Raw genomic sequence first — 26,391 nt, forward strand, 5'->3', positions numbered from 1 at the left:
TGCGGGTGATCCGTCTGTGCCTGCAGCTGCAGCTCGATGCGGTTGACGCGAGGATCCGCGAGGCCGAGGAAGCGCCGCTGCGACCTGTTTCCGTAGCCTCGCGGCCGAAGCGGGAGAAGTCTGTCGCCAAGGGCGGGATCGGCTGGCGCCTGCAGCACGTACCCAAGGGCGGGTCGCTCCGTGGGGTGGTCCACCGCGGTGACTGCCCGGACGCGGTCGGCGGCTGGCTTAGCCAGCGCGAACTTGAGATCGCCCTCGGAATGCCCGACGTAGACGTCTGCCCCCGCTGCCGCCCCGAACGCGACGCAGCCGGGGGGGTGCATGCACGAAAGTGCCTAGCGCCGCACGCAATATAAGGCTTGCTGAAGAGCCCCTCACCGGTGGATCCGGCGGGGGCTTCTCAGGCCCCAAGGCTTGCGGCGCAGGTCGAAGCTCTCGGACGCACCGGGTAGTTTTGCGGCGCTTCGCGTGATCTTCAAGCTGGAAGGCGCATTCGAGTGACGGGCGACCCCGCCGCGGGGTCAGGGAAGGACGGGCGAGGTCGCCCTTCCAGGATGCGCCTGTTCAAACTCCACGACGCCCTCAGCGCCGGGTCACAGGCGCGGCGCAGGGCCGCCAGGAGCCGTGCCGGTACGCCGCGGGCACCTACTGCCGCGTGTTCGCCGCCCGGATGCTCTCCTCCAGTGCTGCCATCAGGTCTACTGCCAGCGCTGGCTCCTCGGGCTCTTCCAGGTCCGCGCCGGTCATCTTTGCGGCCACAAGCTGCTCCAGGGCGGCCGCGTAGTCGTCGTGGAGCTCGGCGATGTTGACTTCGGCGAGCTGGTTCATCAGCAGCTCGGCGAGTTCCAGTTCGCGGTCCGTCACCGGGGCGGTAGAGGACAGGTCGTCCGGTTCGCGGATCTCCTCGGGCCACAGGAGCGTGTGGTGCACGAGCATGCCGTGCCGCGGCCTCAGCACGGCCAGTCTTTCCCGGGTGCGCAAGGTGACCTTCGCCACCGCCACCGTGCCGTGTCGTGCCAGCGCTTCCACCAGGAGCGCGTACGGGCGCTGGCCCTGTTCGCCGGCAGCGCCCACCCAGTAGGGCTTGGCGTAGAGCACCGGGTTTACGTCGCGCTCACTGACGAAGCCAGGGACGGCGACGGTGCGCTTCGTCGGGAGGGGGAGCGCGGCCAGGTCCTCATCGAGGAGCACGACGGTTCGGCCGTCGGGCCGTTCCCAGCCGCGCGCGATCTCCGCTTGGGGGACCTCCATGTCTTCGCGCTCACGGACCCTCCGGCGTCTGATGCGGGCTCGGTCGCTTGCGTGGACCTGGTGGAATCCGGTGCCGTGCTCCTCAGTCGCTGTGAAGAGCTGCACCGGGTGGTGACCAGGCCGAAGCTGACGTAGCCGGTCCAGATCGCGCGCATACCGACAGCGTGCAAGCCGGGGCAGTTCACCGCGTGGGCTGCTGGTCCGGGCTGGTGACAGTGATTTTGCGCCGAATGCGGCTTACCGGAAGAGGCAGGTCACCGTCCGTATTAGGCTCCCGCACGGGGTTGTCCGCCGTACCGAGCAGCGAACGCTGGAGCGCTGAGATGCCCAAGACCCGCCTCAAGTGCCGCAACGCCTCGTCGGCCGCCGCTGTCGTGGCCGCCGGGACCGAGCCAGGCGACCGACGGCACACCGTCCGGCAGGACGGCCGCCATGTCGTCATCGCCTACGCCGACACTCGCTGGCCCTTCGACGTCGCCGAGTGGGCCGCCCTGGAAGGGCACGCCAGCGACAAGGCTGCCGCGCGGGTCATGGCCGGCCTGTGAGCCAGCGGGATTGACGCCCGCACGAACGAGGTAGAAACGGGGACGCGACTTCGTCCTCCTCCATCTTGGGCGGAGCCGCACTACTTTCCAGGTGATCACCGCGTGACACGGATCGCGTCCGGGTTCCACCAGTAGGTGCGCGGGTGTATGCAATGCCGAGGATCTTCCCGCCGTAACGGACGCGGCGCCCGCCGATTCCCACAGGCGGGTACACGATCACGCGGCAGTCCCCCGGGCAAGCATGACCTGGCCACGATACCGGCGCATTGTGGAGCGTCCGCCCCTGCATCAGAGATGCGGATCGCGGAGCGACGCAGCCCCGCCCATGCGGATGTGGAACGAGACACAGCACCTTGGGGCGGGCCCCGTATGCGGTCGCGCGCAGCGGCGTAGATGCTAGCGGCTGCCCTGCCGGCCCATTTGGTGCGGCAGGACAGGATTCACAGCCGCGTACCACGCTGCCCGACGGCGTCCGCCCAAACCTGCTAGGCCCACGATCGGGCGGGCATCTCCATAATCAGTTCACCCTGTACGCGTCCGCCCGCTCGTTGCGGAACGCCAACCCTAGGCCCGGGGACCCGTCGGTGCCGGGAGCGATCGTGCCGCCGCCCGGATCCAGGGTGCCTTCGAACAGCATTCCCTCGATCCGCGCGTGGTCGTGGAACCACTCCAGGTGCCGCAGGTTCGGTGCCGCTGCGGCCGCGTGGGCGTGGACGTGTGGGGCGCAGTGCCCGGAGAGGTCCACGCCGAAGGCGTGCGCCAGAGAGGATACGCGCAGCCAGGCGGTCAGGTCGCCGCGCGGGTGGCATCGGCCTGCAAGCAGTCCACGGCCTCGGCCCGCAGCATGTGTCCGAAATACGGCAACGTGTAGCCGTACTCGCCCGCGGCCACCTCCGGCACGATCTGGGACCGCACCTGCGCGAGGGCCGTGAGGTGGTCGGAGGAAACGGGTTCTTCGAACCACGAGACCCCCAGGTCGTGCAGAAAACGCGCCACCTCGACGGCCTGCTTCACACCGTAGGCGCCGTTGGCGTCGACGAACAGCGCCGCCGCGTCGCCGATGCTGCGCCGCGCCCGCACCACGCGGTCGCGGTCACGGTCGTCGTTCGACCCCCAGGACTGCCCGATCTTGATCTTGACGCGGGGGATGCCCTGCTCTTCGGCCCAGCCGCGCAGTTGCCGGTCCTGCCGGGCGTCGTCGTACGTGGTGAATCCGCCGCTGCCGTACACCGGGACCTCGTTCCGCACCTGCCCGAACAGCCGCGCGAGAGGCAGGTCCAGGAGCCCGGGCCTTGAGGTCCCACAGGGCGATGTCCACCGCCGAGACGGCCCCGGCCACGAGGCCGGGCAGGCCCGCGTTGCGGACCGCGCGGCACATCGCCTCGTTTGCCGCGGGTACGTCCCAGGCGCTCGTACCGGTCACGACCGGAGCGAGCTGGCCGGAGACGACCTGGGCGGTGGCGGGCGCGCCGTACGTTCAGCCGATCCCGGTGGTGTCGCCGGAGCGCACCCGCACGAGCACGAGGGTGTTGGAGTCCCAGGTCAGGGTGCCGTCACCCTCGGGCACGTCGGTGGGCACCGTGTACGCCGCGGCCTCTATGGAGTCCACCGACGGCGCGTCGGCGGCAGCGCTGGGGCTCACGGTTCGCTGTGGCCGTGGCGTCCTCGGCCGGGCAGCATCTCCTGCACCTTCGCCTTGAAGCCCTGCCGGACCATGGCGGCGCGGTCGGAGTCTCCCTTGAGGACGGACGTGGCCGCCGCCTCGATCTGGTCGAGCGTGGCGTGCGGCGGGATCGGCGGGACGGCGGGGTCGGTGCGAAAGTCCAGGACGAACGGGCGGTCCGCGGCCAGCGCCCGCTGCCAGGCCCCCTCGACCTCGCCCGGCTTCTCCACGCGGAGGCCGTCCAGGCCGATGGAGCGGGCGAAGTCGGCGTAGGCGACGTCCGGCAGTGCTTGGGAGGGCAGGAACTGCGGCGCTCCGGACATGGCGCGCATCTCCCAGGTCACCTGGTTGAGGTCGCCGTTGTTGAGCACGGCCACGACCATCCTCGGATCGGACCACCCGCGGTAGTACTTGGCGGCGGTGATGAGCTCCGCCATCCCGTTCATCTGCATCGCCCCGTCACCGACCAGGGCGATCGCCGGGCGGTCCGGGTGGGCGAACTTCGCGCCGATCACGTACGGCACACCCGGCCCCATGGTGGCGAGCGTGCCGGACAGGGAACCACGCATGCCGCCGCGCATCCGCAGGTGCCGGGCGTACCAGTTGGCCGCGGAACCGGAGTCGGCGGCCAGGATGACGTCCTCGGGCAGGAACGCGTCCAGCGCGTGCACGACGTACTCGGGGTTGATCGGGTCCGCCTCGACGCCGGCACGGCGCTCCATGACCTCCCACCAGCGTGCCGTGTCCTTCTCGATCTTCCTGCGCCAGCTGCCGTGCTTCTTGCGTTCCAGCTTCGGCAGCAGCCGGGTCAGGGTCGTCCTGGTGTCGCCGACGAGGTTCACCTCGAACGGGTAGCGCAGGCCCACCATGAAGGGGTCGAGGTCGATCTGCACCGCGCGGGCCTTGCCGAACTCCGGCAGGAACTGGCTGTAGGGGAAGCTGGAGCCGATCACCAGCAGGGTGTCGCAGTCCTGCATCAGCTCGTAGCTGGGCCGGGTGCCCAGCAAACCGATCGCCCCCGTGACGTACGGCAGTTCGTCTGACAGCGCGTCCTTGCCGAGCAGCGCCTTGGCCACACCGGCGCCGAGCGTGTCGGCCAGCTGCTCCACCTCGGGCCGTGCTCCGCGCGCTCCTTGACCGATGAGGACGGCCACCTTCTCGCCCGCGTTGAGCACCTCGGCCGCCCTGTCCAGATCGGCCTCGTCGGGGGCCGGGGCGAAGGAGGGCATGCCCAGGCTGGAGGGCACCATCTTGAACGCGTGCTGCGGCGGAGAGTAGTCGAGTTCCTGGACATCGGTCGGGATGATCACGGCCGTGACCGTGCGCTTCGCTGCCGCCACGCGCATCGCCCGGTCGATGACGTTGGGCAGTTGCTCCGGGACGGTCACCATCTCCACGTACTCCGAGGCGACGTCCTTGAACAGGCTCAGCAGATCCACCTCCTGCTGGTACGAGCCGCCCATCGCGCTGCGGTTGGTCTGCCCGACGATCGCCACCACCGGAACGTGGTCGAGCTTCGCGTCGTACAGGCCGTTGAGGAGGTGGATGGCGCCGGGGCCCGACGTGGCCGCGCAGACGCCGACTCTGCCGGAGAACTTGGCGTACCCCACCGCCTGGAAGGCGGCCATCTCCTCGTGACGGGCCTGGATGAACCGCGGCTTGTCGTCCGCCCGGCCCCATGCGGCGAGCAGTCCGTTGATGCCGTCACCGGGATAGGCGAAGACGTGGTCGACGCCCCATTCGCGAAGCCGCTGCAGAACGTGGTCGGACACCTTGATGGACACGGGAGACACCTTCCTGAATCGGCTTCAACGTTGTTGTCGGTGGCGGCGCACCGCGGCGGCCGCCCCAGCGGCAAGTGCGGCTGCAGACGCGACGGCGCATACGGCGGCGAGCAGCTGGCCGTCCCGCGGCGAAGCGGCCGGGCGCTCGGCGAGCTGTTCCGGCCGGTTGCCGGGCACCGTTCCGTCCAGGGCGAACGCCAGTGCCTCCGCCAGGTGCACGGCCCGCCGGCCCGTGCCGCCCTGCTCGATCTGGGTACGGCAGCTGAACCCGTCGGCGAGGACCAGATCCTCGGCGGGGGCACGGCGCACGGCCGGCAGCACACCTTGTTCGCCCACGGTCATCGACACCTCGTAGTGGCCGCGCTCGAACCCGAAGTTGCCCGCCAGCCCGCAGCAGCCGTCGTCCAGCACCCGCGGATCCAGACCGGCCCGGCGCATCAGTTGCCGGTCCGCGTCGTCTGCCAGCACTGCGTGCTGGTGGCAGTGCGTCTGCACCACCGCATCGCAGTCCAGCCGCGGGGGCTCCCATCCCTCGGGCGCGTCGTTGACCAGCAGCTCGGCGAACGTGCGGAACTGCCCGGCAAGGCGCTGCACGTCCTGGTCCCCGGGCATCAGCTCCGGTGCGTCGGCGCGGAACATCGCCGCGCACGACGGTTCCAGCCCCACGATCGGCGTACCCGCCTCCAGCCACGGCCGCAGCACCCGCAGGGTGCGGCGCAGCACGCGGCGGGCTGTGGCCGGCTGCCCGGTGGAGATCCAGATCAGGCCGCAGCACACGGCCCGTGTCGGAACGTCGACCTGGAAACCGGCGTCCTCCAGGAGCCGTACGGCGGCCTTCGCCACGCCAGGATGGAAGTGCGTGCTGAAGGTGTCGGGCCACAGTAGGACCGTGCGGTCCCCGCCTGGCTCCGGCTGTGTCGTGCCGCGTGCGGCCCACCGTTCGGTGAACGACTCCTCCGGGAAGGGCGGCGCGTCGCGCTCCGCCGCCACTCCGGCGAGCGCCTTGCCCACCCGGGCCAGGCCCGGCGCGGTCAGGGCGGCGTTGACCAGCCTGGGCGACAGCCGGGCCAGTCGCGCCCACAACGGCAGCCAGCCCATCGAATAGTGGGCGGCCGGGCGGAGCCTGCCCCAGTAGTGGTGCGCCAGGAACTCCGACTTGTAGGTGGCCATGTCGACCCCGACGGGACAGTCCGACTTGCAGCCCTTGCAGGCCAGGCACAGGTCGAGCGCGTCCCGAACCTCGGTCGACCGCCAGCCGTCGGTCACGGCTGCGTCGGCGTGACCGTTCAGCATCTCGAACAGCAGCCGGGCCCTGCCGCGCGTGGAGTGCTCCTCCTCGCCGGTCGCCCGGTACGAGGGGCACATCACCCCGCCGCTGTGGGTGCGGCAGTTGCCGATGCCGACACAGCGCATGACCGCGCGCGTGATGGAGTGGCCGTCGGCGGAATAGCCGAAGTACGTCGCATGCGTCTCGGGCCGCCAGTGCGGGCCCAGACGCAGGTTCTCGTCGACACGGTGCGGGGTGACGACCTTGCCGGGTTTCATCCGGCCCCCGGGATCGAACAGCGCTTTCAACTCTCCGAACGCCGAAATCAGACGGTCACCGAACATCTTCGGGAGCAGCTCGCCGCGGGCCTGGCCGTCCCCATGCTCACCGGACAGCGACCCGCAGTGGGAGACCACCAGGTCGGCGGCGCGGTCCAGGAACGCGCGGAAGTCACTCACGCCCTGGGCCGTGGTCAGTTCGAACGGGATCCGTGTGTGCACGCACCCCTGCCCGAAGTGCCCGTACAGCGACGACTGGGCGTAACCGAAGTCGGCGAACAGCTTCTTCAGATCCCGCAGGTAGTCCCCGAGCCGCTCGGGCGGCACCGCCGAGTCCTCCCAGCCCTCCCACGTCTCGCGCCCGTCCGGTGGCCTGGCCGTCACACCCAGGCTGGCCTCGCGGGCCTTGAGCATCTCCTGCTCCCGGTCCGGATCGTCGGAGAAGGCCACGTCGGCGCCGTCCTCGTCGCGTCCGACGGCCCGCAGCAGCGCGCGTGACTGCTGGTCCACGTCGTCCTTGCTGTCCCCGCTGAACTGCAGCAGGAGCCAGGCGTCCCCCTCCCCCTCCGGGAACCGCTCCAGGGACTCCAGGTAGGCATGCTCCTCACGCATCAGCTGCGCCATGCGGCTGTCCAGCGCCTCCAGCTGCGTCGGCTCGCAGTGCTCCAACAGCCGCGGTACGTCGTCGGCCGCGGCACAGATGTCGGGGTAGCCCAGCACCACCATGGCCTCGGCCGCCGGGACGGGCACGAGCTCCAGTTCGGCGCGCAGCACCGTCACCAGGGTGCCCTCGCTGCCGACGAGTGCCCGGGCTACGTCGAAGCCGTTCTCCGGCAGGAGGGAGTCGAGGTTGTAGCCGGACACCCGGCGGGGCAGTTTCGGGAAGCCCGTTCGGACGTCGGCCAGATGCCGGTCCGTCAGCTCGCGCAGCGCCCCGTAGATCTCCGCCTTCCGGCCGCCGGCGGCCACGACGGCCTCGTACTCCTCCGGCGAGGTGGGCGCGACCCAGCAGCGCAGCCCGTCGTAGGTGAGGATCTCCAGGCGGCGCACGTTGTCCACGGTCTTGCCGTACGCCTGTGCCGACGCGCCGCAGGAGTTGTTGCCGATCATGCCGCCCAGGGAGCAGTGGCTGTGAGTCGAGGGCTTCGGCCCGAATTTCAGCCCGAATCCGGACAGCTGCCGGTTGAGCTCGTCGAGAACGATGCCGGGCTCCACGACGCACGTCCTGTTCTCCGCGTCGACTGAGAGCAGGTGGTGGCAGTACTTGGTCCAGTCGATGACCATCGCGGTATTCGTGCACTGGCCGCCCAGGCTCGTGCCCCCGCCGCGGGAGAGCAGCGGCGCCCCGAATCGCGCGCAGACCTCCACCGCCGCGGCCCCGGCCTCCAGGTTCCGGGGGACCACCACGCCGATCGGGACCTGGCGGTAGTTCGACCCGTCGGTGGCGTAGGCGCCGCGGCTGCCCGCGTCGAGGCGCACCTCACCGTCGACCCGCTCGCGCAGCGCGCGCTCCAGGGCGGCCAGGTCCAGGCCAGCCACTCCGTCCTCGGTGATGTCCGCGTCATGAGCCATCCGCGTCGTCCGCTCCCGGTCGTCGGTGAACCGCCTCGGCGCCCCAGTCACGGGTTCCCGGACCTAACGGTCTCTAACGCCTCCCGAGCGCGGATCGGCCGGATGACGCACCCCCGCGACGACGACCCGGCCGTCGATGCGGGGCACCGGCGGTTCACCGGCGTGTCCTCGGGTACCCGATGGTCCTGCCGTGAAGGACAACCGCGAGGAAGTGATCGATCATGCGGGCGACCGTGTGGCACGGCAAACACGACGTACGGGTCGAGACCGTGCCCGACCCCCGGATCGAAGAGCCGACCGACGCGGTGGTGCGCGTGACGTCCACCGGCCTGTGCGGATCGGACCTGCACCTGTACGAGGTCCTCGCCCCGCTCATGACGCCCGGCGACATCCTGGGGCACGAACCCATGGGCATCGTCGAGGAGACCGGCTCCGAGGTGGACAACATCTCTCCGGGTGACCGGGTGGTGGTGCCGTTCCAGATCGCCTGCGGCACCTGCTACATGTGCCGCGAGGGGCTGCCGACGCAGTGCGAGACGACCCAGGTCACCGAGTACGGCTGCGGGGCGGAGCTCTTCGGCTACACCAAGCTCTACGGGCGCGTCCCCGGGGCTCAAGCGGAGTACCTGCGGGTGCCGCAGGCGCAGTTCGGCCCGATCAAGGTTCCGGACGGGCCGCCCGACGACCGGTACGTCTACCTCTCGGACGTCCTGCCCACGGCCTGGCAGGCGGTGAAGTACGCCGACGTCCCCCAGGGCGGCAGCGTGGTCGTCCTGGGCCTGGGGCCGATCGGCGACATGTGCTGCCGCGTCGCCCGCCACCTGGGCGCGGGCAAGGTCATCGGGGTCGACCACGTACCGGAACGGCTGACCAGGGCGCGCCGTGACGGCGCCCAGGTCTTCAGCCTCGACGAGTACGAGCACCGGGACGATCTCGTGAAGGCCGTCCGGAACGCCACCGACGGCCGCGGCCCGGACGCCGTGATCGACGCGGTGGGTACCGAGGCCCACGGCAGCACCCTCGGGAAGCTGGTCCAGCAGTCCGCCGGCCTGCTTCCACGCGCCTGGGCGGCCAAGCTCATGCAGACCGCGGGCGTCGACCGCCTCGGGGCTCTGCACCTGGCCATCGAACTGGTCCGCCGCGGCGGCACGATCTCGGTGAGCGGCGTCTACGGCGGCATGACCGACCCGCTGCCGATGCTGACCCTGTTCGACAAGCAGATCCAGTTGCGCATGGGCCAGGCGAACGTGCGGCGCTGGAGCGACGAGATCCTCCCGCTCCTGACCGACGAGGACCCGCTCGGCGTCGACGGCTTCGCCACACACCACGTCTCGCTGGAGGAGGCCCCCCAGGCCTACGACATGTTCCAGAAGAAGGCCGACGGTGCCATCAAGGTCCTCATGCACCCGTGACGCCCGCGATCACCCAGGCGGCGCGTCGAGGGGCGTGGCTGCCAGGGCCCGGGCCACGCCGTACAGGTTCGCGGCCATGGCGCGACCCGTCGTGTGGGACCAGTCGTGACCGCGTTCGTCGTCGAGGTAGTCGGGGCCGGCTCCGGGGCCGCGGTGCCAGTACGTCCAGCCCTGGCCCGGGACGGTGTACCCGAGGTCGCCGAGGGCTCCGGAGATCTCGCTGACGTCGCAACATCGACGGGCGATCCCACATGAACAAGGCAGAACTCGAGCGTGCGCTCGGAAAGTAGCTTACCGACCGGCTCAGCCCCAGTGTCTGGGCTTAAGCGCGACGGTGTGTCTGCAGCCGCGGTCATGCGGCCGCTGGGCATCATCCTGCTGATCATCGGATTCCTCACCGGGATCTCGATCTTGTGGACCATCGGGATCATCCTGGTGGTCGTCGGCCTCGTGCTCTGGGTGCTAGGGGCTATCGGGCACGGAGTCGGGGGACGTCGGCACTTCTGGTAGACCCACCAGTCGGGCCGCCCAACATCTGACTCCGGAGACGCACACGAGCGCCACGGCGGCTCACCGGTGTTTCTAGGATGATGTCCTTCGTGGCGATCCTCCTCGTGGAGTGAACGCCACCAGGCTTGGCCGGCAGCGGCGCGTGCGGCTCGACCGGTTCGTCCACCGTGGGAGGCATGCTCGCGGGCACGCCGGGGATGTCCGCCGGTCCTGCGGGGGTGAGCTCCGCGCCCATGTCCATGACCTTGTCGACGATCTTCTTCACCGGGCCCGGCTCGTTGGCCATGCCGCTCTCCCGCTCGTCCTCGGAAACCCTGTCGCCTCCCGGTAACCGGTGCCGCTCGCGGACAAACAGCACCCCGTGCGATGTCCGCCGTTCGCGACGAATCTCACCCCGAGTGGTCGTTGGGGGCGCGGCCTGAAGAACAGCCGGGGAGAGCTGCATGCACGGCCAGCGTGCACCCACGCACCAGCCAGAGCCGGACACCGTCCAAGAGACGACGAGCCCAGGAGCCCTATGCACTCCGCGCCGACGCCGCGCTCCACTGGAGGCCATGTGGCAGATGGGCGAAGCTTTCGCCGAGCTCCGCGTTCCCTGCCCCTGCGAACCGTAACCGCCAACCAGACCGCCCTGCCTGCCGCTTCTTGGGCGGTCACTACACGGTGCCCCGCCCGCCCAGCGTGGCCTCCGGAGGTAGGCGAGTGGTCCAAGCGGCTGGCCGGGTGGCCTCGGGTCTCGTCGAGGTCGATCAACAGAACACCATCGATACCGGTCGTTTGTCCTGTTTTCGCATGGGCAGGCGCTTGAAGTGTCCTCACGAAACGGAGGAAAACCATGGCGACAGGTGAGACAGGATTCAAGGATGTGGCGTATGACCTGGTGTCGGTGCAGTATCACTCGTTGAAGGCAGGACACGACTACGGCCAGTACGTCCGGGACGCCAAGAGCGCGGGGGAAAGCGAGATCGCGGACTTCTTCCAAGACGTGATGCGCGAGGACTCTCAACGCGCCGCTCGGTGCCACGACTTCCTAACGGAGTTGGCGGAGAAGGGCGACATCGGCCCGGCCGCTTCTCGATAGGGCGCTCCGTTTATCCCGTAATTTCGCCTGACGGCCCCCGAGAGAATTTGTGGGGGCCGTCAGCTAGAGTCCACAGCGAACTGATCGATTGGTCGAGTCGTAGGGCGCCAGCAGCGGCGAGACTGGTGTTTGTCAAGCCCTGTCCAGTCGGGCGCCCGGGTACCGCTGGCCAGATGCTTGCCTTGGCCCTGCTCGTCACACGTTCACCCCGGCCATCAAGCCCGCGCAATTTGCCAAGACCACCGCAGGTAGCACCCGATGCGCAACTGCATCACCATCATCCGCCGCCCAGTCCTCTTTGGCCGGCTTGGCAGGCACGTCAGCGAGGGTCGTGAAGACAGCGTGGGAAGCCCCGTCTCGCGGGCTATGGGCAGGAACTGCGATGAATTGCCGGGCATGCCGAGGCGGCCTTGCCCTGGACGCCCACGGGGCATTCCGCCGGGCCAGCCCAGGGATCGGCCGATGGGGTCAGGACTTGCCGCGGCCGGTGACGAAGTCGCGCGCCCGGTCCACCAGGCCGGCACCCGGTGCCAGGAGCTTGTTGCCGGGCGGGGTGTCCGGGGCGCTGGGGTGCGGCTGGGTCGGCGCGACCTTCTTGGCCCTGCGCACCTTGTCCCCGAGGTCATTGAGCTGCTCGGGAGTGCAGGCCTGCGCGAGGCTCGGGAAGAGTTGCCGCTCCTCCTCCTGGACGTGCTCGGTGACGTCAGTGACCAGCTTGCCAACCAGTTGGTCGAAACGGGCGTCGTCGATGTCGACGTCCTCCAGGTCTTTGAGGACCTGCTCTACCTCGGCGTGCTCCTCGATCTCCTTGTCGGCAACGGCATCCCCTCCGGGGAGGTGCTCCCGGACGGCCGGGTAAAGGTACATCTCCTCGGCCACCGAGTGGCGTACGAGTTCGATGGTGACCTCGTCGAGCACGTTCCGGCGTTCCTTGTCACCCGGGGGCAGGGCCCGCAGACGGGCGAAGTACTCCTCCACCTCGCGATGGTCGGCCGTGAGTTCCGCGATGACGTCTCCGCCGTGTCCCATCACATGATTTCCTTCCGTTCCGGCGTGCACTAAACGGTCTCTCCCCCGGGCGGCTTCCCCCTCCCACGCGGGGCACGCCCTCTTTCCTCAGCCATCCGGACGACGGTGCTCGGCCCAGGCCGCGGCGGTGACCTCGGGCTCGACCACCACGTCGGCGGCGGTGCAGGCCAGCGCACGGGCCGCGGCGAGCATGACCTCGCGGGCCCGCGGGGCGGCCGCGGCCGCCGCGAAACGCGGGGTGTGGTCGGAGCCGTCAGCGTCCATGATCGCCACGAACGGATGGATGGTCGGCAGGCGGTTGCTGACCGTGCCGACGTCCGAGGAACCCAGGTGGACACCCGGCACCGGTTCGCCCGCCAGCACGCCCGCCAGGGTCAGATGGGCGGTGAACCGCACGGAAAGCACGCCGCTGTTGCGGAAGTGGTCGTACCCGGCGCCGACGGGCAAGACCTCCGCCCGGGTGCCGGTGGCGTGCGCAACCCCGTGGGCGCAGTCGGCGAGAGCGTTCGCCAGCTCGTGACGGGCGGCCGTGGTGGTTCCGCGCAGGCCGAACAGCCCCTCCGCGTAGTCCGGGACGATGTTAGTGGCCTTGCCGCCCTCGGTGACGATGCCCTGCACGTGGGACCCGGACGGAAGCCGTCGGCCGAGCACCGCCAGAGTGTTGAAGAACTGGATCAGCGCGGCCAGCGCGTCGATCCCTTCAGTCGGACTGCCCGTGGGATGGGCGGCCCGGCCGTGGAAGGCCACCCTCACCTGGGCCGAAGCAGTGAGCGGTGCCCACGACCAGCTGTGCACGCCGGGATGGAACATCAGGGCGGCGTCCACCCCGTCGAATACGCCCGCCTCGGCCATGACGACCTTGCCGCCGCCCCGCTCCTCCGCCGGGGTGCCGACCACCAGCAGTGACCCGCGTACGTCCGGCACGGCGCCGTGGAGAGCGAGGCCAGCGCCGAGCCCTGCTGCGGCGATGAGGTTGTGGCCGCAGGCATGACCCATCCCGGGCAGGGCGTCGTACTCGAGCAGCAGGGCCACCCGCGGGGCGCCGCCGTTACCGGCGGCCGCGACGAAGGCCGTCGGCAGGCCCGCGACCCCGCGCTGGACGGAGAAGCCGTCCCGTTCCAGGTGGGCGGTCAGCAGCTGGGCCGCCCTGTGCTCCTCGAAGGACGGCTCCGGGTCCCCGTGGAGCGTCGAGGCCACATCCCACAGCAGCCCGGCGCGAGCGGAGAGCTGTTCCGCGATGCGGGCGTATACCTGGTCCACGGGCTCATCCATCGGTGACCTCCCGGATGTCTGCCGGACGCCTACCCGGCCCGGCGCGCGGGACCGCGCCACGCATGAGCCGCCGCTGTCGGGGCGCGCCCCGAAAGGTAGGTAATGCATGGAAGGTGCCTTTCGGGAGGGAAGAGCGATGGCGAAGGAGCAGCAGCCGCCGCACGGCGAGGGTCTGAGCCGCCACGAGGGGGACGGCCAGCACGGATGGGCCACGGACGTAGACGCGGAGAAGCAGCAGGACAACCCCCGCGGCCACCGCTCGTTTACCCGGACACCTATGCGCCCGGTGGGAAGCGCGAACCGACGCGCAAGGACATCGCGGAGTCCATGGCAGGCACGCTGGCACACGACGTGTCGCGCAGTGGTGAGGAGCGGGCCAGCAAGTCCGGCAAGCGGCAGATCCAGGACACCGGGAAACGTGGCCCCTCCGGCCGGCCCAGCGGCGCCAAGGAGACGTCCGAGTTCAGCAACGTCGACCCGCAGGAGCCGAAGACCGAACACCGCGGCCGCTGACTTCCACCCCCAAGGCAGGGCGTTTCCCGCATCGGGGGCGCGGGCAGCCGCTGCTCATGGACCATTCGCACGCGCCGGTCCTGGAGGCGCTGGCCGCCTACCACGCGACCGGTCAGACACCGTTCACCCCACCCGGTCACAAGCAGGGCCGGGGCACCGATCCCCGTGTCCTGGAGGCGCTGGGAGAGGCGGTCTTCCGCTCCGACATCCTGGCCACCAGCGGCCTGGACGACCGCACCTCCTCTCACGGCGTCCTGCAGCGGGCGCAGGAGCTCATGGCGGACGCGGTCGGAGCGGAGCACACGTTCTTCTCCACTTGCGGCAGCTCGCTGTCGGTCAAGTCGGCGATGCTCTCGGTCGCCGGACCCCACGAGAAGCTGGTGGTGGGACGGGACGCCCACAAGTCCGTCATCTCGGGTCTGATCCTCTCCGGCCAGGAGCCGGTCTGGGTGCGCCCCCAGTGGGACCCCGCACTGCACCTGGCCCATCCGCCGTCCCCGCAGGCGTTCGCCGCGGCGCTGCGCGACCACCCGGACGCCAAGGGTGCCCTGGTCACCAGTCCCACGCCGTACGGGACCTGTGCGGATCTGTGTGCGATCGCCGAGGAGTGCCACCGGCAGGGCAAACCCCTGATCGTCGACGAGGCGTGGGGAGCACACCTGCCGTTCCACGCCTTGCTGCCGACCTGGGCGATGGACGCCGGAGCGGACGTGTGCGTCACCTCCGTGCACAAGATGGGGTCGGCCCTGGAACAGACCTCGGTCTTCCACCTCCAGGGGGACCTGATCGACCCCGACGTGCTCAAGGCCCGCGAGGACCTGCTGGGCACCACCAGCCCCTCGGTGCTGATGTACGCGGCGCTCGACGGCTGGCGCCGGCAGATGGTGGAACACGGCCACGCCCTCTACGACCGCGCGCTCGCCCTGGCAGAGGCATTGCGCGGCCAGATCGAAACCCTTGACGGCTTCCACGTGCACGGCCGCGAGGACTTCTGCGCCCCCGGCCGGGCCGCCGATCTGGATCCGCTGCAGGTGATCGTCGACATCTCCGCGCGGGGCACCACGGGATACCGGGCCGCCGACTGGCTGCGCGCCCACCACGGGGTGAACCTCCACGTCAGCGACCACCGCAGGATCAGCGCCCAGCTCACCCACGCCGACACCGAGGACACAACGAAGGTACTGGTCACTGCTCTGGCCGACCTCCTCGACCACGTGGGCGATCTGCGCCCCGCAGCCCCCGTGAACATCCCGAGCCCGGAGGAACTCACCCTGGAACAGGTCCTCCTGCCGCGCGACGCCTTCTTCGGCGAGACCGAGCAGGTCCCGATCGCGCAGGCCGAGGACAGGATCACCGCCGAGATGCTGACGCCCTACCCACCCGGCATCCCCGCAGCCCTCCCCGGCGAACGTCTCAACCGCCAGGTGCTGGACTACCTGCGCACCGGGATCGAAGCCGGGATGGTCGTCCCCGACGCCGCCGACCAGAAGGTGCGCTCGATCCGAGTCACGATCGAGAAGTGACGGAGGAACCCGCATGACCTCCCACAACGAAGACCCGGTCACCCGGCATCCACAGCCGAACTTCCCCGCCCAGGACCAGCCGCATCCGGGCTGGACGGGGCCGATGGACCCGCCCCCCGACCACGGCGAGACCTCGTACGAGGGCAGTGGCCTGCTGGAGGGCAAGGCCGCGGTGATCACCGGTGGCGACTCCGGGATCGGCCGGGCCGTCGCGCTCGCTTTCGCCCGCGAAGGCGCGCACGTGCTCATCACGCATCTGCCCGAGGAGAGGGCCGACGCGGACACCACCGTCGGACTCATCGTGGACGCCGGACGCAAGGGCGTCGCCCTGTCCTGCGACCTTCGCGAGGAGGGCCAGTGCCGCGAGGTGATCGACCTGGCGCTCGCGCAGTTCGGACGGCTCGACATCCTGGTCAACAACGCCGCCTACCAGATGTCCCAGCCGGACGGGATCGGCGCGATCGACACAGAGCAGTTCGACAGGGTACTCAAGACCAACCTGTACGCGATGTTCTGGCTGTCGAAAATGGCCCTCGAGTATCTCCCCGCCGGCGGCTCGATCATCAACACCAGCTCCGTGCAGGCCTACAAGCCCAGCCCTCATCTGCTGGACTACGCCATGACGAAGGCGGCGATCGTCAACTTCACCCAGGGACTGGCCCAGATGGTCGCCTCCAAGGGGGTCCGCGTCAACGCGGTGGCCCCGGGCCCGGTGTGGACCCCGCTCATCCCGGCGACCCTCCCGGACACCACCGAATTCGGGAAGCAGTCCCCGCTCGGCCGCCCCGCCCAGCCGGCCGAGATGGCCCCGGCGTACGTCTTCCTCGCCTCCCAGCGCGCCAGCTACATCACCGCCGAGGTCGTCAACGCCACGGGCGGTACGCCACTGCCCTGAGGAGCGGTATGTGCCGCCACGACCGGGAAGACGGTGGACCAACGGACCGCATTTGAGATCCGTTGGAGGAGATGCCGTGCTGATGGCCCACCCCGCCGTCCTGAACGACCGCTACCAGACTCTCAGCCTGCTCAATCCTGAGGCCCCGCAGGTCCGCCGGCAGCTCGAGGACGTCTCGTACACCCTGTGCGTGGCCACCGGCACCAGCGACATCGACGCCGCCCTGATCGCCGCCCGCCTCCGCCTGCCAGGTGCCCGCCCCCACGACGATTCCGCTGTACTTGCCTGGCTGGCGCGCCAGTTCCAAGCTCGGCACACCCCCGGCAGAGCCCGCAATCCGCTGTGCTCTCGCCGTCTACGGGCGTACGCACTGGAACGTTCCCGCAACCTCCATCCTCTCGAGGTGGGGGCGCCAGGGAGAGCCCGTAAGTGAATCGACGTGGCAGCGCCCGGGCCGGTGATGCATCGACTGTTCCGTCGCCGCCCACCGGAGCGATGAGGGTCGGCTCTTCGGCGGCCACCACTACAAAGGGTGCCTAGACGCCACCGAAGGTGACCTCCTCAGCGGTGTCCAGGCTCGTTCCGGTGATGGTGGCCACGGTGCCGCCCGACGAGGCCCCGGATGTGTGCGTCAGAAAAGCGATGACGGGTGCATCGACAGGCCGCAGGCGGGGAACCAGATGTGGTGCCCGGCGCACTGGTCATGTCATGGGTAACCGCAGGAGTGGGCACGTCGCATGCAAGGCGAGTTGTCGCCCGAGGTCACCCAGTGTCGCGGAAACGGAGGAGCACGATGCGGACGGTGGGTGTGGAGGAGGAGCTCCTGCTGCTGGACGCGGAGTCCGGAGAGCCGCAGGCGCTGTCGGCGGCGGTGCTGGCGTCAGCGCGTCGTGACTCCGCCGGGTGCGGCGGGGTGTTTGAGGCGGAACTGCAGAGGGAACAGCTGGAGTTCGCCACCCGACCGCAGGCGCGGATGGAGGACCTGGCGGCGGAGATCGTGCGCTGGCGGGCGGAGGCGGCCCGGCACGCCGAGGAGTCCGGTGGCGCGGTCGCGGCGCTGGCGACATCACCGTTGCCGGTGAACCCGCAGCTGAGCACTGGGGAGCGGTACGGGCTGACCGCGCAGGAGCAGCTGACGTGTGGCTGCCACGTGCATGTGTCGGTGCAGTCCGACGAGGAGGGTGTCGCGGTCCTGGACCGGATCCGCTGCTGGCTGCCGGTGCTGCTGGCGCTCAGCGGGAACTCGCCGTTCTGGCAGGGCCGGGGCAGTGGCTATGCGAGCTACCGCAGCCGGGTGTGGGGCAGGTGGCCGTCGGCAGGGCCGGTGGAGCCGTTCGGTTCCGCGGCCGGCTACCACGAGCAGGTGCGGGCCATGATCGCCACTGTGGTGCTTCGCGACCCGGGCATGGTCTATTTCGACGCCCGGCTGTCGCACACCTACCCCACCGTCGAGGTGCGGGTCGCGGACGTGTGCCTGGACGCGTCCGGCACCGCGCTGCTGGCGACGCTGGTGCGGGCGTTGGTGGAGACTGCGGCTCGCGCCTGGCAGGCCGGTGAGCCGCCGTCCGGGCACAGCGTGGCGCTGCTGCGGCTGGCGACCTGGCAAGCCGCCCGGGAGGGCATCGACGGTCGCCTGATCCACCCGGTGTCCATGGAACCCGCCCCGGCCGAGGTCGTGGTCCGCGCCCTGTTCGATCACGTACGCGACGCCCTGGAGGACAACGGCGACGTGATCCCCGCGCAGGACGCCCTCGCCGGACTTCTCAAGACCGGCAACGGCGCCCAGATCCAGCGCGACCTGCTGCGGCGTACCGGAAGCCTCCGCGAAGTCGTCGCGGCCTGCGTCCGCCGCAGCCAGATCTGAGCCATGGCGGATCAGGTGCGCCGACCGGGGGCCTCGGCAGGTCAGCGCGCGCTGTGCCTCGCTCAGCAGGCGGCTGGGGGAGCGGGAGCGCAGCGCGGCACGAGCGGCATTGGAGCCAGGTGCGCCGTGCACCCCGCCGCCCGGATGAGCCCCAGCCGAAGCCAGAAACAGCCCCGCGATCGGTGTCACAGGGCGGGCGGTACCCGGGATGGGGCGGAAGACCAGTTGCTGGTGCATGGCCTCGGTGCCACCGTTGATTGCGCCCCCATGGAGATTGGCGTCGTGCTCTTCTAGGTGGGGCGGTGCGAGTATCCGGCGGGCGCTAACGAGCGACCGGAAGCCGGGAGCGTACCGCTCGACCTGGGCTTCTACCCGGTCGACCATCAGCTGCGAACCGGGCAAGTGCGTCGGCCCCTTCGGTCAAGTGCACCGTGGGGGCCTGCGCCGCTGCGGGCACCGACCACGGCACCGGGCCCTCCAGGGCTCAGTCCATTTTGAAGGTCGCTTGGAAGTGGCGCAGATGCTCCAAGACTCGGGGCGGGAGGTCGTCCCGGTTCACCAGCTCGCTGTACATGGCGGGCACGGACACGTCGGCCAGCACGGCGCGGCGGGCCTGCACCGCGTCGCCGTCGGCAGTACAGCCCCCACCGCCGCGAGGACGACGGACCCGCGACCCACTCGCCATAGCGCGTACCGTCGACGAGAACGGCCCAGACGTTCTCGGGAGTGCCACCGACAAGCCGCGTTTGGGTCCCTCCGATGGCCTATCGCCTTTCCGGCCGCCCCGTCTCCTACCCTCGATTACTGTCGTTATTGGGGTTTTGTGCATTTTCTTGTCGTAGGTGGAGGTCCAGCGTGACCGGCTCCCCGCGCTTGCTGGGTCGTACGGCCGTGGTTACCGGCGCCGCCCGGGGCATCGGGCGGGCGGTGACGCATCTTTTGGCGGCCCGTGGCGCCCGAGTCGCACTGCTAGGACTCGAGCCAGAGGAATTGCAGGCGGCGGCGGCAGCGGTGCCCGGTCCGGCGCGAGCTTGGTACGTCGACGTCACAGACGAAGCCGCCCTGTGCCGTACCGCTGGCCAGGTAAAGGAGGAGTTCGGCCCCGTCTCCGTGGTCGTGGCGAACGCGGGCATCGCCGCCGGAGGCCCCTTCATGGAGTCCTCCATGGAGACCTGGCGCAGGATCGTCGAGGTCAACCTCGTCGGAAGCGCACTGACCGCCCGGGCTTTCCTCCCGCAACTGCTGATCACCCGCGGCCACTATCTGCAGGTCTCATCACTTGCTGCCATGGGCGCGGCGCCGCTGATGTCCGCCTATTGCGCCTCCAAGTCAGGGGTCGAGGCGTTCACGCATTCCCTGCGCGCGGAGGTGGCGCACCACGGTGTCACCGTCGGCGTCGCCTACATGAGCTGGACGGACACGGAGATGATCCGCGAGGCCCAGTGCCACCCGACCATGCGCGAATTGCGGGCCCTCCTGCCCTGGCCGGCTAGCCATACCTACACTGCCGGGGCCACAGCGGAGCGGCTCGTACGAGGCATCGAGCACCGCGCGTCCGCTGTCTACGTACAGCCCTGGCTGCGCGGCGTCCAAGCGGTGCGCATCCTCCTGCCGGGACTGGTGGCCTGGAGGGCCCGGCACACGATGGGCGCCCTGGAGCAGCGCGGTGACATCACCGACACCGGCCTCCTGGGCGCGGGCGGCCGAGCTGACGCGACTCGAGGCCCGTGACGCAGGCTCGCCGCCACCTCCGTCAGGAGGAAGTTCAGCTCAGGCTCGCCAGCGCCTGGGGCGACAAGGTCTTGATCATGGTGTTGGTCCAGCGCATCTGCCGCAGCGTCTGAGGGTGGCACCGCATCGCGAGGTCGAGCAGCGCCTCGTCCCTCGTGGCCTGTCCCGCCTGGGCCACCATCTCCCAGTACAGGGAGTTGCCTGACGCGGCGAGGTGGAGGTCGCGCAGGTCCCGCAGGAGCAGCAGCGCCGGCTCGGGGCGGAGACCGACCGACTCGGCGGCCTTCCTGCCGACGGCCGACAGGAGGCCGGTGTGCAGTTCCCCCGGCGGATCGAGTTCCAGGTCGTACGCTCGGGTGGTGTCCGCTATCCGCCGGGTGTGCTCGCGTGACCACGCGGCCAGATCCATGGCGACGTGGTGGACCTCGTGATCCGTGCGATGGCGGTCGGCCACGGTGACGAATTCCCGCGACAGGTGCTCCTCGTCGGCGTGCAGTGCGCGCAGTAGGTCCTTAATGCCGTTCACCGGATTCCGCCTTCCTGACTGTCAGGGGAGTAGGACTTCCCGGGCGCTTGGGACGCGAACGCTCCTGCTCCTCCTGTGGTGGCCGGCACGGCGCTGCTCTGCACAGGGGCGGAGGCCGTGGTGGTCGGTGCCGTGGAGGTGGCTCCCTCGCCTCGTCGCACCAAGGTCAGGGCGGCCGCAGCGGTCTTGAACAACGGTTGCTTGGAGACCGGGTCCCAGTCGGTGACGGTCGCCTCGTTCGCCGCACGGCCAGGCGTGTCACAGCCTGGTCCGTGTTTTCCCGGCGTGTCCCAGTAGCCGTAGTGGAACGGGACGAAGAGCAATCCCGTCCGGATGCCGGTGATACGGAGCCTGCCGCGTAGCGCACCACGGGGCGTGGTGACCTCGACCAGGTCACCTTCATCCAGTCCCTGTGAGTCTGCGTCGGCGGCAGAGATCTCCACCCACACGTCGGGGGCGGCGGCGTTTAGCTGGGGTGCCCTGCCGGTCTTGGTCCTGGTGTGGAAGTGGTAGATCGTCCGTCCCGTGGTGAGCTGGAAGGGGTATCCCGGGTCCGGTTCCTCGTGTGCCGGCAAGTATTCTGCCGCCTTAATGATCGCCCTGCCGTTCGGGTTGAGGGAGCGGTACTCCACCACACTGTCGGCGGCGCCGGTGACCAGGTCCTTGCCGTAGCTCTCGCACATGTCCGGGTGGGCCCAGGCGATCCCGGCGCTGTACAGCCGTTCGGTGCCGTCGGGCGCCTCGTCATTGCACGGCCACTGGACGCCGCTGCCGCCGCGCAGCTTCTCGTAGGTCAGGCCGGTGTAGTCGCAGGGGCGGCCCGCGCTGCACCGCTTCCATGCCTCGAACGCGGATTCGGGGTCGTGCCAGCCGACCAGCGGCCCGCCGTCCTTGTCGCGGAAGTCCATGCGTGCGGCGTAGTCGAGGAAGACGTCCAGGTCCGGTCTGGCCTCGCCGGGTGGGTCGACGGCCTTCTCCGACAAGTGCACGGTGCGGTCGGCGTTGGTGAAGGTGCCCGTCTTCTCACCCCAGGTGGCGGCCGGCAGTACCACGTCGGCGAGGTGGGCGGTCTCGGTGAGGAACAGATCCTGCACGACGACGAAGAGGCGTTCCTGCCTGAGGATCGAGCGGATCCGGGACAGCTGGGGCAGGGACACGGCGGGATTCGTGCCGCTGATCCACAGCATGCGGATCGATCCCTGCTCCGCGTAGCGGAACATCTGCATGGCGTGGGTGGGAGGGGCGTAGTGGGGGATGGCCGACGGTTCGACGTTCCAGACCTTCGCCAGGTCGGCCACATGGGCGTCGTTCTCCCAGTTGCGGAAGCCGGGCAGGTCGCCGTTGGCTCCGCATTCGCGCGTGTTTTCCGCGGTGGGCTGCCCGTTCATTTGCAGCACCCCGCACCCGGGCCGCCCGAGCATGCCGCGGACCAGGTGCAGGTTGTTGACCTGCACGGCCGCTGCGGTCGCCTGGTGGGACTGGTAGAAGCCCTGCAGCACGGTCGACGCCAGCCGGTCCGCGTATCCCAGGAGCTCAGCGGCTTCGGCGATGCGCGCCGCAGGTACGTCGCAAATCCCGGCGGCCCACTCCGGGGTGCAGTCCCGTACCTGCTCAGTCAGTTCCTCGTAGCCGACTGTGTGGGCCGCGATGTAGTCGTGGTCGACCCGGTCGGTGCGGATGACCTCGTGCAGCAGAGCGTTCATCAGTGCCACGTTCGTGCCGACGCGCGGGGCGAGATGGACGGCGGACCGGCGGGCTACCTGAGTGGGGCGCGGGTCGACGCAGACGAGCCGCGGGGCGTCGGTGCCTTCGAGGCGGTCGAGGATCCGCATCCACTGCACGGGCTGCGTCTCGGCGATGTTGTGCCCGAACAGGGCGATGACGTCTGCGTGGTCGAAGTCGTCGTAGCAGCCCGGCTGGCCGTCGCAGCCGAACGACTCCTTCAGGGCCTCCCCGGCTGTCGCCGTACACAGACGGGTATTGCCGTCCAAGTGGTTGGTGCCGATGCCGGCCCGTGCCAGGACGGCAAGTGTGTAGTACTCCTCCAGGAACAGCTGGCCGCTGGTGTAGAAGCCGATCGCGCCCGGCCCCCGTTCGTCCAGCAAGGCTTTGGACCGGGAGACGACGCGCTCCATCGCCTCGTTCCAGTCGCACTCCAGCAGTTGACCGTCGCTACGGATCAGCGGCCGGGTCAGCCGGTCCGGCGCAGCGTTGGCCTGCCAGCCGAAGAGGTCCTTCGGGCCCAGCCGGCCGCGGTTCACGCGATCGGTGGCGCGGCCCCGCACGCCGACGATGCGGTTCCCGACGACGGCGATGTCCATGGCGTCGCCGTCCGAGTGGAGGATCGAGGCGGCCTGCACCCACCGCTCTACCTTCTCCGCTTCGATCCCCTTGGCCAGGTAGGCGTCCACCCGCGTGGGCCACGGCTCGTTCCGCCCGTACGGGGTCCGGCTGCCCCACGGGTGAGCGATCCGATCCACCGACGGCTTCATCCAATGCCTCCCACCATGTAGGTGCCTGTCCGCCCGACGTTCCTCGGATACCCGAGCCCTTCCCTGCCTAACTCTTTGCACAGGGCGCGCATGCAGCGGGATCTGCTGGCGGGAGGAGTTCCCCGCTGGATCTACGGCAGTCCCAAGATGGATCGCGTCGGCTTCTCGGTGACCTGGCCATTGGGGCTGTCATCCTCGATCAGCGTCGGCGTCGTGATCTCGGCTCGTGCGCCAAGAATCAGCACCAGGCTGGGGCGTCCGCGGAGGAGGCGGTTGCCTTCTGCGCACGCGCCAACCGATGGTTACCGCTGAGACGAGGATGATCACCAGCACGATACCCACGACAAGCGGCGCAGTGCCGACGAGGTAGTCGTGAGGGACGGCTAATTGCATCCGGTCAGTTCGCATAGCAGGCGGTTACCCCGCGCATCCGGGTCGACACCACGCACAACCACTGGTGCATTTCAGTCGTCTCCGTGAACGGTGGTCGCATTCGGCGACTCCCGGCCTGACCGGCTGGCGAGCGAATCGGAGGTCGATACAAACTACGGTGCGGATCCGCCCCGGGAGAGGAGTGCCGTTTGGGCAGGCCCCCTGCCATCCAGAGAAGAGCCTGCCGCCCCAGCCCTTCCGCGCCGCCCGTCACCAAAGGTCAGGGCCGCCGCCCCGCCATTCGACCAGCTTCCCTTCCCAGAGGTCTCTGACCCGGGGCCTGAGACCAGCCCGCCGCAGCAAGACGAGAATGTCCCTGGGCCCGTGGGCCAGGCCGAGGATGCGCTCATCCAGCCGGACCCGGCGCCCGCCGCATTCCGAAGGCGGATACACGATCACTCGGCATTCCACCCCTCCAGCCTGCGACGCAGTCTTGATGGCCGCATGCTGGAACGACCACCTGTCCGGAGCTTTCTGCACTTTTCTGCACTTCCCCCGTGTACGGGCCCAGCACGCCGCCGGGGAGGGACCGCCTGACACGGCAACCATCGAGTCCGCAACGAATGCACGGCAAGGAAACGGCCGCGCTCGTCGTGATCGACATGATCAGTACGCATGAGCACGAGGACGCCGAACTGTTTCGCCACTCCCCGAGGCACCCCTGCCCCGCTCCTCGACGCCCCTTACCGCGCCATGGTTCACATCACCGCCCGGGCCCGGGAGCCTCCGGACGCCACCTATCGGAAACTCGAACGACGCCCGATCCGGCCCACCACGCACCATCTCCTCCCCGGCGCCCGCCGCCAATGCCCGTGGCATGCGGTTCGAGGCGCTTCTTGCATGGGGAGGTTGCGGGTCCGTCAGCCAGCCCCCGCTTATTGGAGCCGTCCGCTCACTTGTGCCGGCGACCTGCGAAGCGAACCCGCGCCCAGAAGGGCAGGACAAACCAGCACAGGACGTACCAGGCCAGCACGGCGCTGACCAGGTACGGCACGAAAAGGTTGTCCGTGGCTACGCGCAGGACCAGCAAGAGCGCCGCTGTCATCGTGGCGAGGAGCAGGATCAGACCCACAAAGGTCACGCGGGAGGCCCATTGCACTGTCTGCGGCTTGATGTGCAGCCCCGACACCAAGCGGTGGAAGGACACCGGCCCGACCAGGGCGCCGGTGGCCGAGGCCCCCAGGGCGACGGTGACGATGTAAATGACCTTGTCCGCGTGCTGCAGTTGCGCGTAGCGGGGAGTGAACACCACCGTCAGCAGGAAACCGAAGAGGATCTGCACGCCGGTCTGGGCGACGCGCACCTCCTGGATGAGTTCGCCCCATTTGCGATCCGCGCGCTCTTCCTCGGTCTCATGGCGTCCGGTGCTACGGGCGTCGGCGGCCATGGCGTCTCTCACAGGTGGCTCGGCGGCATTGTTACTCGCTGTCTACTGCCATCCCGGCGAGGGCGCGACGCAAGTCGGCCCGATCAGGCGAGCCGGGTGCCCTGAACGGATGGATCGTCGCGCCAGCCTGTCGGCAACCGGAGGGGCCGCATTGCTCTTGGGGCGGGAAGGGTCAGGCGGTTCGATGCTTCAAAACAGCAGGGACGTAACCGTCGATAGTCGAGCCAGGCAGGCGCGCCCCTTCGGGTGCATTCGATATACGCCTGCACATGGACGCCCCGCCAGGGGTAAGGCGAGGGGGCGGCACCGGTGGCAAGTGCCCTGGCACCTCGGACACAAAGGAGGCCTCGTGGACGGCATCGTGTTGCTCCGGGAGGATCACAAGACGGTCGAGAAGCTGTTCAAACGCTTCGAGAAGGCTGCCGAAGACGCGCCTGGGGAAAGGCGCGCGATCGTTGACGAGGTGATCGAAGAGCTCACAGTCCATGCGTGGATCGAAGAGCAGATCTTCTATCCCGCGGCGCGGGCAGCCGACCCGGACAGCACCGAGCAGGTGCTAGAGAGCATCGAAGAGCACCACGTCGTTGTTTGGATGCTGTCGGAACTCAAGGACATGGACCCGGCCGACGAACGTTTCAAAGCCAAGATGACGGTGCTGATGGAGAACGTGCGTCACCATGTCGAGGCAGAGGAGAAGGACTGGTTCCCTGAGGTCCGCAAGGCCATGGGCCGCAAGCGACTCACCGAACTCGGCGAGCAGATGCAGCAAGCGAAAGCCGACGCGCCGCGTGACCCTTTGAAGGTGCCCTCCTCGACGAAGTAGCAGAGGCTCCAGCTGGCATAGCGTTCACCACCGGCCCTGGACGTTTGTGTCCCTTGCACGCTGGGTGGTCGGCCACGGCGACGACGATGCCCCTCGGCGGCACCGGGCGCCGGACGACGGCCGGTCAGGTATCTCCAACGTCGACCTCGCGGCTCCTGGTGCGAGCGCCAGATCGCCCAGCCGACCTGCCCGACCGGATCCTGCCTGCGAATCCACCGGCTCGCCGTCCCCGCCGCGAAGGTCCCGTCGCCTTGGTTGGCGGGCCGTATGACGATGTGCTGGGCTTGCCAAATGAAGGAGCCCCAGCGGCTCCACGTCGACAATCCCTGCGACGTCCCCCACCTGCGGAAAGGGACGCGTGCACCTGGTCGACGGGTACCGTGAGGACGACGTCGACGGCGGTGCGGTCCGGCGGCGGGAGAGGCCGTCTCGACTTGTGCTCATGGCCGGTCAACGGGGGACCGGGGCGTGCGACGGACGCGGGGCGGTGGCACTTGAAGGAGTGAGCGCCGCCGGGTGGGCTTGGCGCCCCTCTCGCTCA

General features: G+C 69.5%; 21 protein-coding genes and 3 pseudogenes. 12 read left to right on the top strand and 12 right to left on the bottom strand.

The annotated features are described in order from the left end of the window. Positions 1–5 precede the first annotated feature (5 nt). Positions 6–356, top strand: a complete 351-nt coding sequence (locus tag AC1VWI_RS43710; protein WP_499517061.1) for a DUF6233 domain-containing protein — start codon at positions 6–8, stop codon at positions 354–356. 289 nt (positions 357–645) lie between these two features. Here AC1VWI_RS43710 and ku read toward each other — a convergent pair whose 3' ends face one another. Further along, on the bottom strand, positions 646–1,356 hold the full coding sequence (gene ku, locus AC1VWI_RS43715; protein WP_499516579.1) for a non-homologous end joining protein Ku: 711 nt from the start codon (positions 1,354–1,356) through the stop codon (positions 646–648). A gap of 218 nt (positions 1,357–1,574) precedes the next feature. Here ku and AC1VWI_RS43720 point away from each other — a divergent pair, with 218 nt between their 5' ends. After that, on the top strand, positions 1,575–1,796 hold the full coding sequence (locus AC1VWI_RS43720) for a hypothetical protein (protein ID WP_499516580.1): 222 nt from the start codon (positions 1,575–1,577) through the stop codon (positions 1,794–1,796). A 517-nt stretch (positions 1,797–2,313) separates the two neighbouring features. Here AC1VWI_RS43720 and AC1VWI_RS43725 read toward each other — a convergent pair. From AC1VWI_RS43725 to AC1VWI_RS43735, 3 genes and pseudogenes are all read right to left on the bottom strand, one after another. After that, positions 2,314–3,438, bottom strand: a pseudogene (locus tag AC1VWI_RS43725) (enolase C-terminal domain-like protein). After that, positions 3,435–5,243 carry a thiamine pyrophosphate-requiring protein gene (locus AC1VWI_RS43730; RefSeq protein WP_499516581.1) on the bottom strand — a complete coding sequence of 603 codons (1,809 nt, stop codon included), beginning with the start codon at positions 5,241–5,243 and terminating at the stop codon, positions 3,435–3,437. Before AC1VWI_RS43730 ends, AC1VWI_RS43725 begins: the two are co-directional and overlap by 4 nt. A 24-nt stretch (positions 5,244–5,267) precedes the next feature. Next, positions 5,268–8,360, bottom strand: a complete 3,093-nt coding sequence (locus AC1VWI_RS43735; protein ID WP_499516582.1) for an FAD-binding and (Fe-S)-binding domain-containing protein — start codon at positions 8,358–8,360, stop codon at positions 5,268–5,270. A 221-nt stretch (positions 8,361–8,581) separates the two neighbouring features. Here AC1VWI_RS43735 and AC1VWI_RS43740 point away from each other — a divergent pair, with 221 nt between their 5' ends. Continuing rightward, positions 8,582–9,772 (top strand): zinc-dependent alcohol dehydrogenase, encoded by a 1,191-nt coding sequence (locus AC1VWI_RS43740; RefSeq protein WP_499509687.1) that lies wholly within the window; start codon positions 8,582–8,584, stop codon positions 9,770–9,772. A gap of 9 nt (positions 9,773–9,781) precedes the next feature. Here the strand turns inward: AC1VWI_RS43740 and AC1VWI_RS43745 are convergent. Further along, positions 9,782–9,997, bottom strand: a pseudogene (locus AC1VWI_RS43745) (flavodoxin family protein); the annotation flags it as partial. A gap of 129 nt (positions 9,998–10,126) precedes the next feature. On the opposite strand from AC1VWI_RS43745, the gene AC1VWI_RS43750 reads away from it, so the two are divergent. Continuing rightward, complete coding sequence (locus tag AC1VWI_RS43750) at positions 10,127–10,282, top strand: DUF6131 family protein (RefSeq protein ID WP_499517062.1); 156 nt, start codon at positions 10,127–10,129, stop codon at positions 10,280–10,282. An 835-nt stretch (positions 10,283–11,117) separates the two neighbouring features. Further along, a complete protein-coding gene (locus tag AC1VWI_RS43755; protein ID WP_499516583.1) occupies positions 11,118–11,363 on the top strand; it encodes an acyl carrier protein in 246 nt (81 codons plus the stop codon). Positions 11,364–11,831: 468 nt separating this feature from the next. Here AC1VWI_RS43755 and AC1VWI_RS43760 read toward each other — a convergent pair whose 3' ends face one another. Both AC1VWI_RS43760 and AC1VWI_RS43765 read right to left on the bottom strand, forming a co-directional pair. After that, positions 11,832–12,392, bottom strand: a complete 561-nt coding sequence (locus AC1VWI_RS43760) for a hemerythrin domain-containing protein (RefSeq protein WP_499516584.1) — start codon at positions 12,390–12,392, stop codon at positions 11,832–11,834. Positions 12,393–12,479: 87 nt separating this feature from the next. After that, positions 12,480–13,664, bottom strand: a complete 1,185-nt coding sequence (locus AC1VWI_RS43765) for an amidohydrolase (RefSeq protein WP_499516585.1) — start codon at positions 13,662–13,664, stop codon at positions 12,480–12,482. Positions 13,665–13,991: 327 nt separating this feature from the next. Between AC1VWI_RS43765 and AC1VWI_RS43770 the strand changes: the two genes are divergently transcribed. From AC1VWI_RS43770 to AC1VWI_RS43790, 5 genes are all read left to right on the top strand, one after another. After that, the gene (locus tag AC1VWI_RS43770; RefSeq protein WP_499516586.1) at positions 13,992–14,177 is read left to right on the top strand and encodes a hypothetical protein; all 186 of its coding nucleotides are present in this window, start codon (positions 13,992–13,994) and stop codon (positions 14,175–14,177) included. A gap of 56 nt (positions 14,178–14,233) precedes the next feature. Beyond that, entirely contained in the window at positions 14,234–15,700 is a 1,467-nt protein-coding gene (locus tag AC1VWI_RS43775) for an aminotransferase class I/II-fold pyridoxal phosphate-dependent enzyme (RefSeq protein WP_499516587.1), read from the top strand. Between the two features lie 13 nt (positions 15,701–15,713). Then, on the top strand, positions 15,714–16,595 hold the full coding sequence (locus AC1VWI_RS43780) for an SDR family oxidoreductase (RefSeq protein ID WP_499516588.1): 882 nt from the start codon (positions 15,714–15,716) through the stop codon (positions 16,593–16,595). Between the two features lie 82 nt (positions 16,596–16,677). Beyond that, positions 16,678–17,028 (top strand): DUF5133 domain-containing protein, encoded by a 351-nt coding sequence (locus AC1VWI_RS43785; protein WP_499517063.1) that lies wholly within the window; start codon positions 16,678–16,680, stop codon positions 17,026–17,028. 360 nt (positions 17,029–17,388) lie between these two features. Next, entirely contained in the window at positions 17,389–18,459 is a 1,071-nt protein-coding gene (locus AC1VWI_RS43790; protein ID WP_499516589.1) for a glutamate--cysteine ligase, read from the top strand. A gap of 33 nt (positions 18,460–18,492) precedes the next feature. Here the strand turns inward: AC1VWI_RS43790 and AC1VWI_RS43795 are convergent. Further along, positions 18,493–19,087: pseudogene (locus tag AC1VWI_RS43795) on the bottom strand (phytoene desaturase family protein); the annotation flags it as partial. A gap of 227 nt (positions 19,088–19,314) precedes the next feature. Between AC1VWI_RS43795 and AC1VWI_RS43800 the strand changes: the two are divergent. Further along, positions 19,315–20,190 carry an SDR family oxidoreductase gene (locus AC1VWI_RS43800; protein ID WP_499516590.1) on the top strand — a complete coding sequence of 292 codons (876 nt, stop codon included), beginning with the start codon at positions 19,315–19,317 and terminating at the stop codon, positions 20,188–20,190. Positions 20,191–20,224: 34 nt separating this feature from the next. Here AC1VWI_RS43800 and AC1VWI_RS43805 read toward each other — a convergent pair whose 3' ends face one another. From AC1VWI_RS43805 to AC1VWI_RS43820, 4 genes are all read right to left on the bottom strand, one after another. After that, a complete protein-coding gene (locus AC1VWI_RS43805) occupies positions 20,225–20,716 on the bottom strand; it encodes a hypothetical protein (RefSeq protein ID WP_499516591.1) in 492 nt (163 codons plus the stop codon). Then, a complete protein-coding gene (locus AC1VWI_RS43810; protein ID WP_499516592.1) occupies positions 20,713–23,208 on the bottom strand; it encodes a molybdopterin oxidoreductase family protein in 2,496 nt (831 codons plus the stop codon). The genes AC1VWI_RS43805 and AC1VWI_RS43810 overlap by 4 nt, the downstream gene beginning before the upstream one ends. 189 nt (positions 23,209–23,397) lie before the next feature. After that, positions 23,398–23,616, bottom strand: a complete 219-nt coding sequence (locus AC1VWI_RS43815) for a DUF6479 family protein (protein WP_499516593.1) — start codon at positions 23,614–23,616, stop codon at positions 23,398–23,400. A gap of 916 nt (positions 23,617–24,532) precedes the next feature. After that, a complete protein-coding gene (locus AC1VWI_RS43820; RefSeq protein ID WP_499516594.1) occupies positions 24,533–25,027 on the bottom strand; it encodes a DUF6328 family protein in 495 nt (164 codons plus the stop codon). Positions 25,028–25,376: 349 nt separating this feature from the next. On the opposite strand from AC1VWI_RS43820, the gene AC1VWI_RS43825 reads away from it, so the two are divergent. Beyond that, positions 25,377–25,850, top strand: a complete 474-nt coding sequence (locus AC1VWI_RS43825) for a hemerythrin domain-containing protein (protein WP_499516595.1) — start codon at positions 25,377–25,379, stop codon at positions 25,848–25,850. Positions 25,851–26,391: the final 541 nt, after the last annotated feature.

The sequence above is a fragment of the Streptomyces sp. TOM-9 genome (assembly GCF_056858595.1).

What these genes read in the sequence shown, in the direction of transcription:
- AC1VWI_RS43820 (WP_499516594.1), bottom strand. Translation starts at nt 25,027, where the DNA reads ATGGCCGCCGACGCCCGTAGCACCGGACGCCATGAGACCGAGGAAGAG.
- AC1VWI_RS43775 (WP_499516587.1), top strand. Translation starts at nt 14,234, where the DNA reads ATGGACCATTCGCACGCGCCGGTCCTGGAGGCGCTGGCCGCCTACCAC.
- AC1VWI_RS43780 (WP_499516588.1), top strand. Translation starts at nt 15,714, where the DNA reads ATGACCTCCCACAACGAAGACCCGGTCACCCGGCATCCACAGCCGAAC.
- AC1VWI_RS43785 (WP_499517063.1), top strand. Translation starts at nt 16,678, where the DNA reads ATGGCCCACCCCGCCGTCCTGAACGACCGCTACCAGACTCTCAGCCTG.
- AC1VWI_RS43750 (WP_499517062.1), top strand. Translation starts at nt 10,127, where the DNA reads ATGCGGCCGCTGGGCATCATCCTGCTGATCATCGGATTCCTCACCGGG.
- AC1VWI_RS43770 (WP_499516586.1), top strand. Translation starts at nt 13,992, where the DNA reads ATGGCAGGCACGCTGGCACACGACGTGTCGCGCAGTGGTGAGGAGCGG.
- AC1VWI_RS43810 (WP_499516592.1), bottom strand. Translation starts at nt 23,208, where the DNA reads ATGAAGCCGTCGGTGGATCGGATCGCTCACCCGTGGGGCAGCCGGACC.
- AC1VWI_RS43720 (WP_499516580.1), top strand. Translation starts at nt 1,575, where the DNA reads ATGCCCAAGACCCGCCTCAAGTGCCGCAACGCCTCGTCGGCCGCCGCT.
- AC1VWI_RS43765 (WP_499516585.1), bottom strand. Translation starts at nt 13,664, where the DNA reads ATGGATGAGCCCGTGGACCAGGTATACGCCCGCATCGCGGAACAGCTC.
- AC1VWI_RS43740 (WP_499509687.1), top strand. Translation starts at nt 8,582, where the DNA reads ATGCGGGCGACCGTGTGGCACGGCAAACACGACGTACGGGTCGAGACC.
- AC1VWI_RS43790 (WP_499516589.1), top strand. Translation starts at nt 17,389, where the DNA reads ATGCGGACGGTGGGTGTGGAGGAGGAGCTCCTGCTGCTGGACGCGGAG.
- AC1VWI_RS43735 (WP_499516582.1), bottom strand. Translation starts at nt 8,360, where the DNA reads ATGGCTCATGACGCGGACATCACCGAGGACGGAGTGGCTGGCCTGGAC.
- AC1VWI_RS43755 (WP_499516583.1), top strand. Translation starts at nt 11,118, where the DNA reads ATGGCGACAGGTGAGACAGGATTCAAGGATGTGGCGTATGACCTGGTG.
- AC1VWI_RS43760 (WP_499516584.1), bottom strand. Translation starts at nt 12,392, where the DNA reads ATGGGACACGGCGGAGACGTCATCGCGGAACTCACGGCCGACCATCGC.
- AC1VWI_RS43815 (WP_499516593.1), bottom strand. Translation starts at nt 23,616, where the DNA reads ATGCGAACTGACCGGATGCAATTAGCCGTCCCTCACGACTACCTCGTC.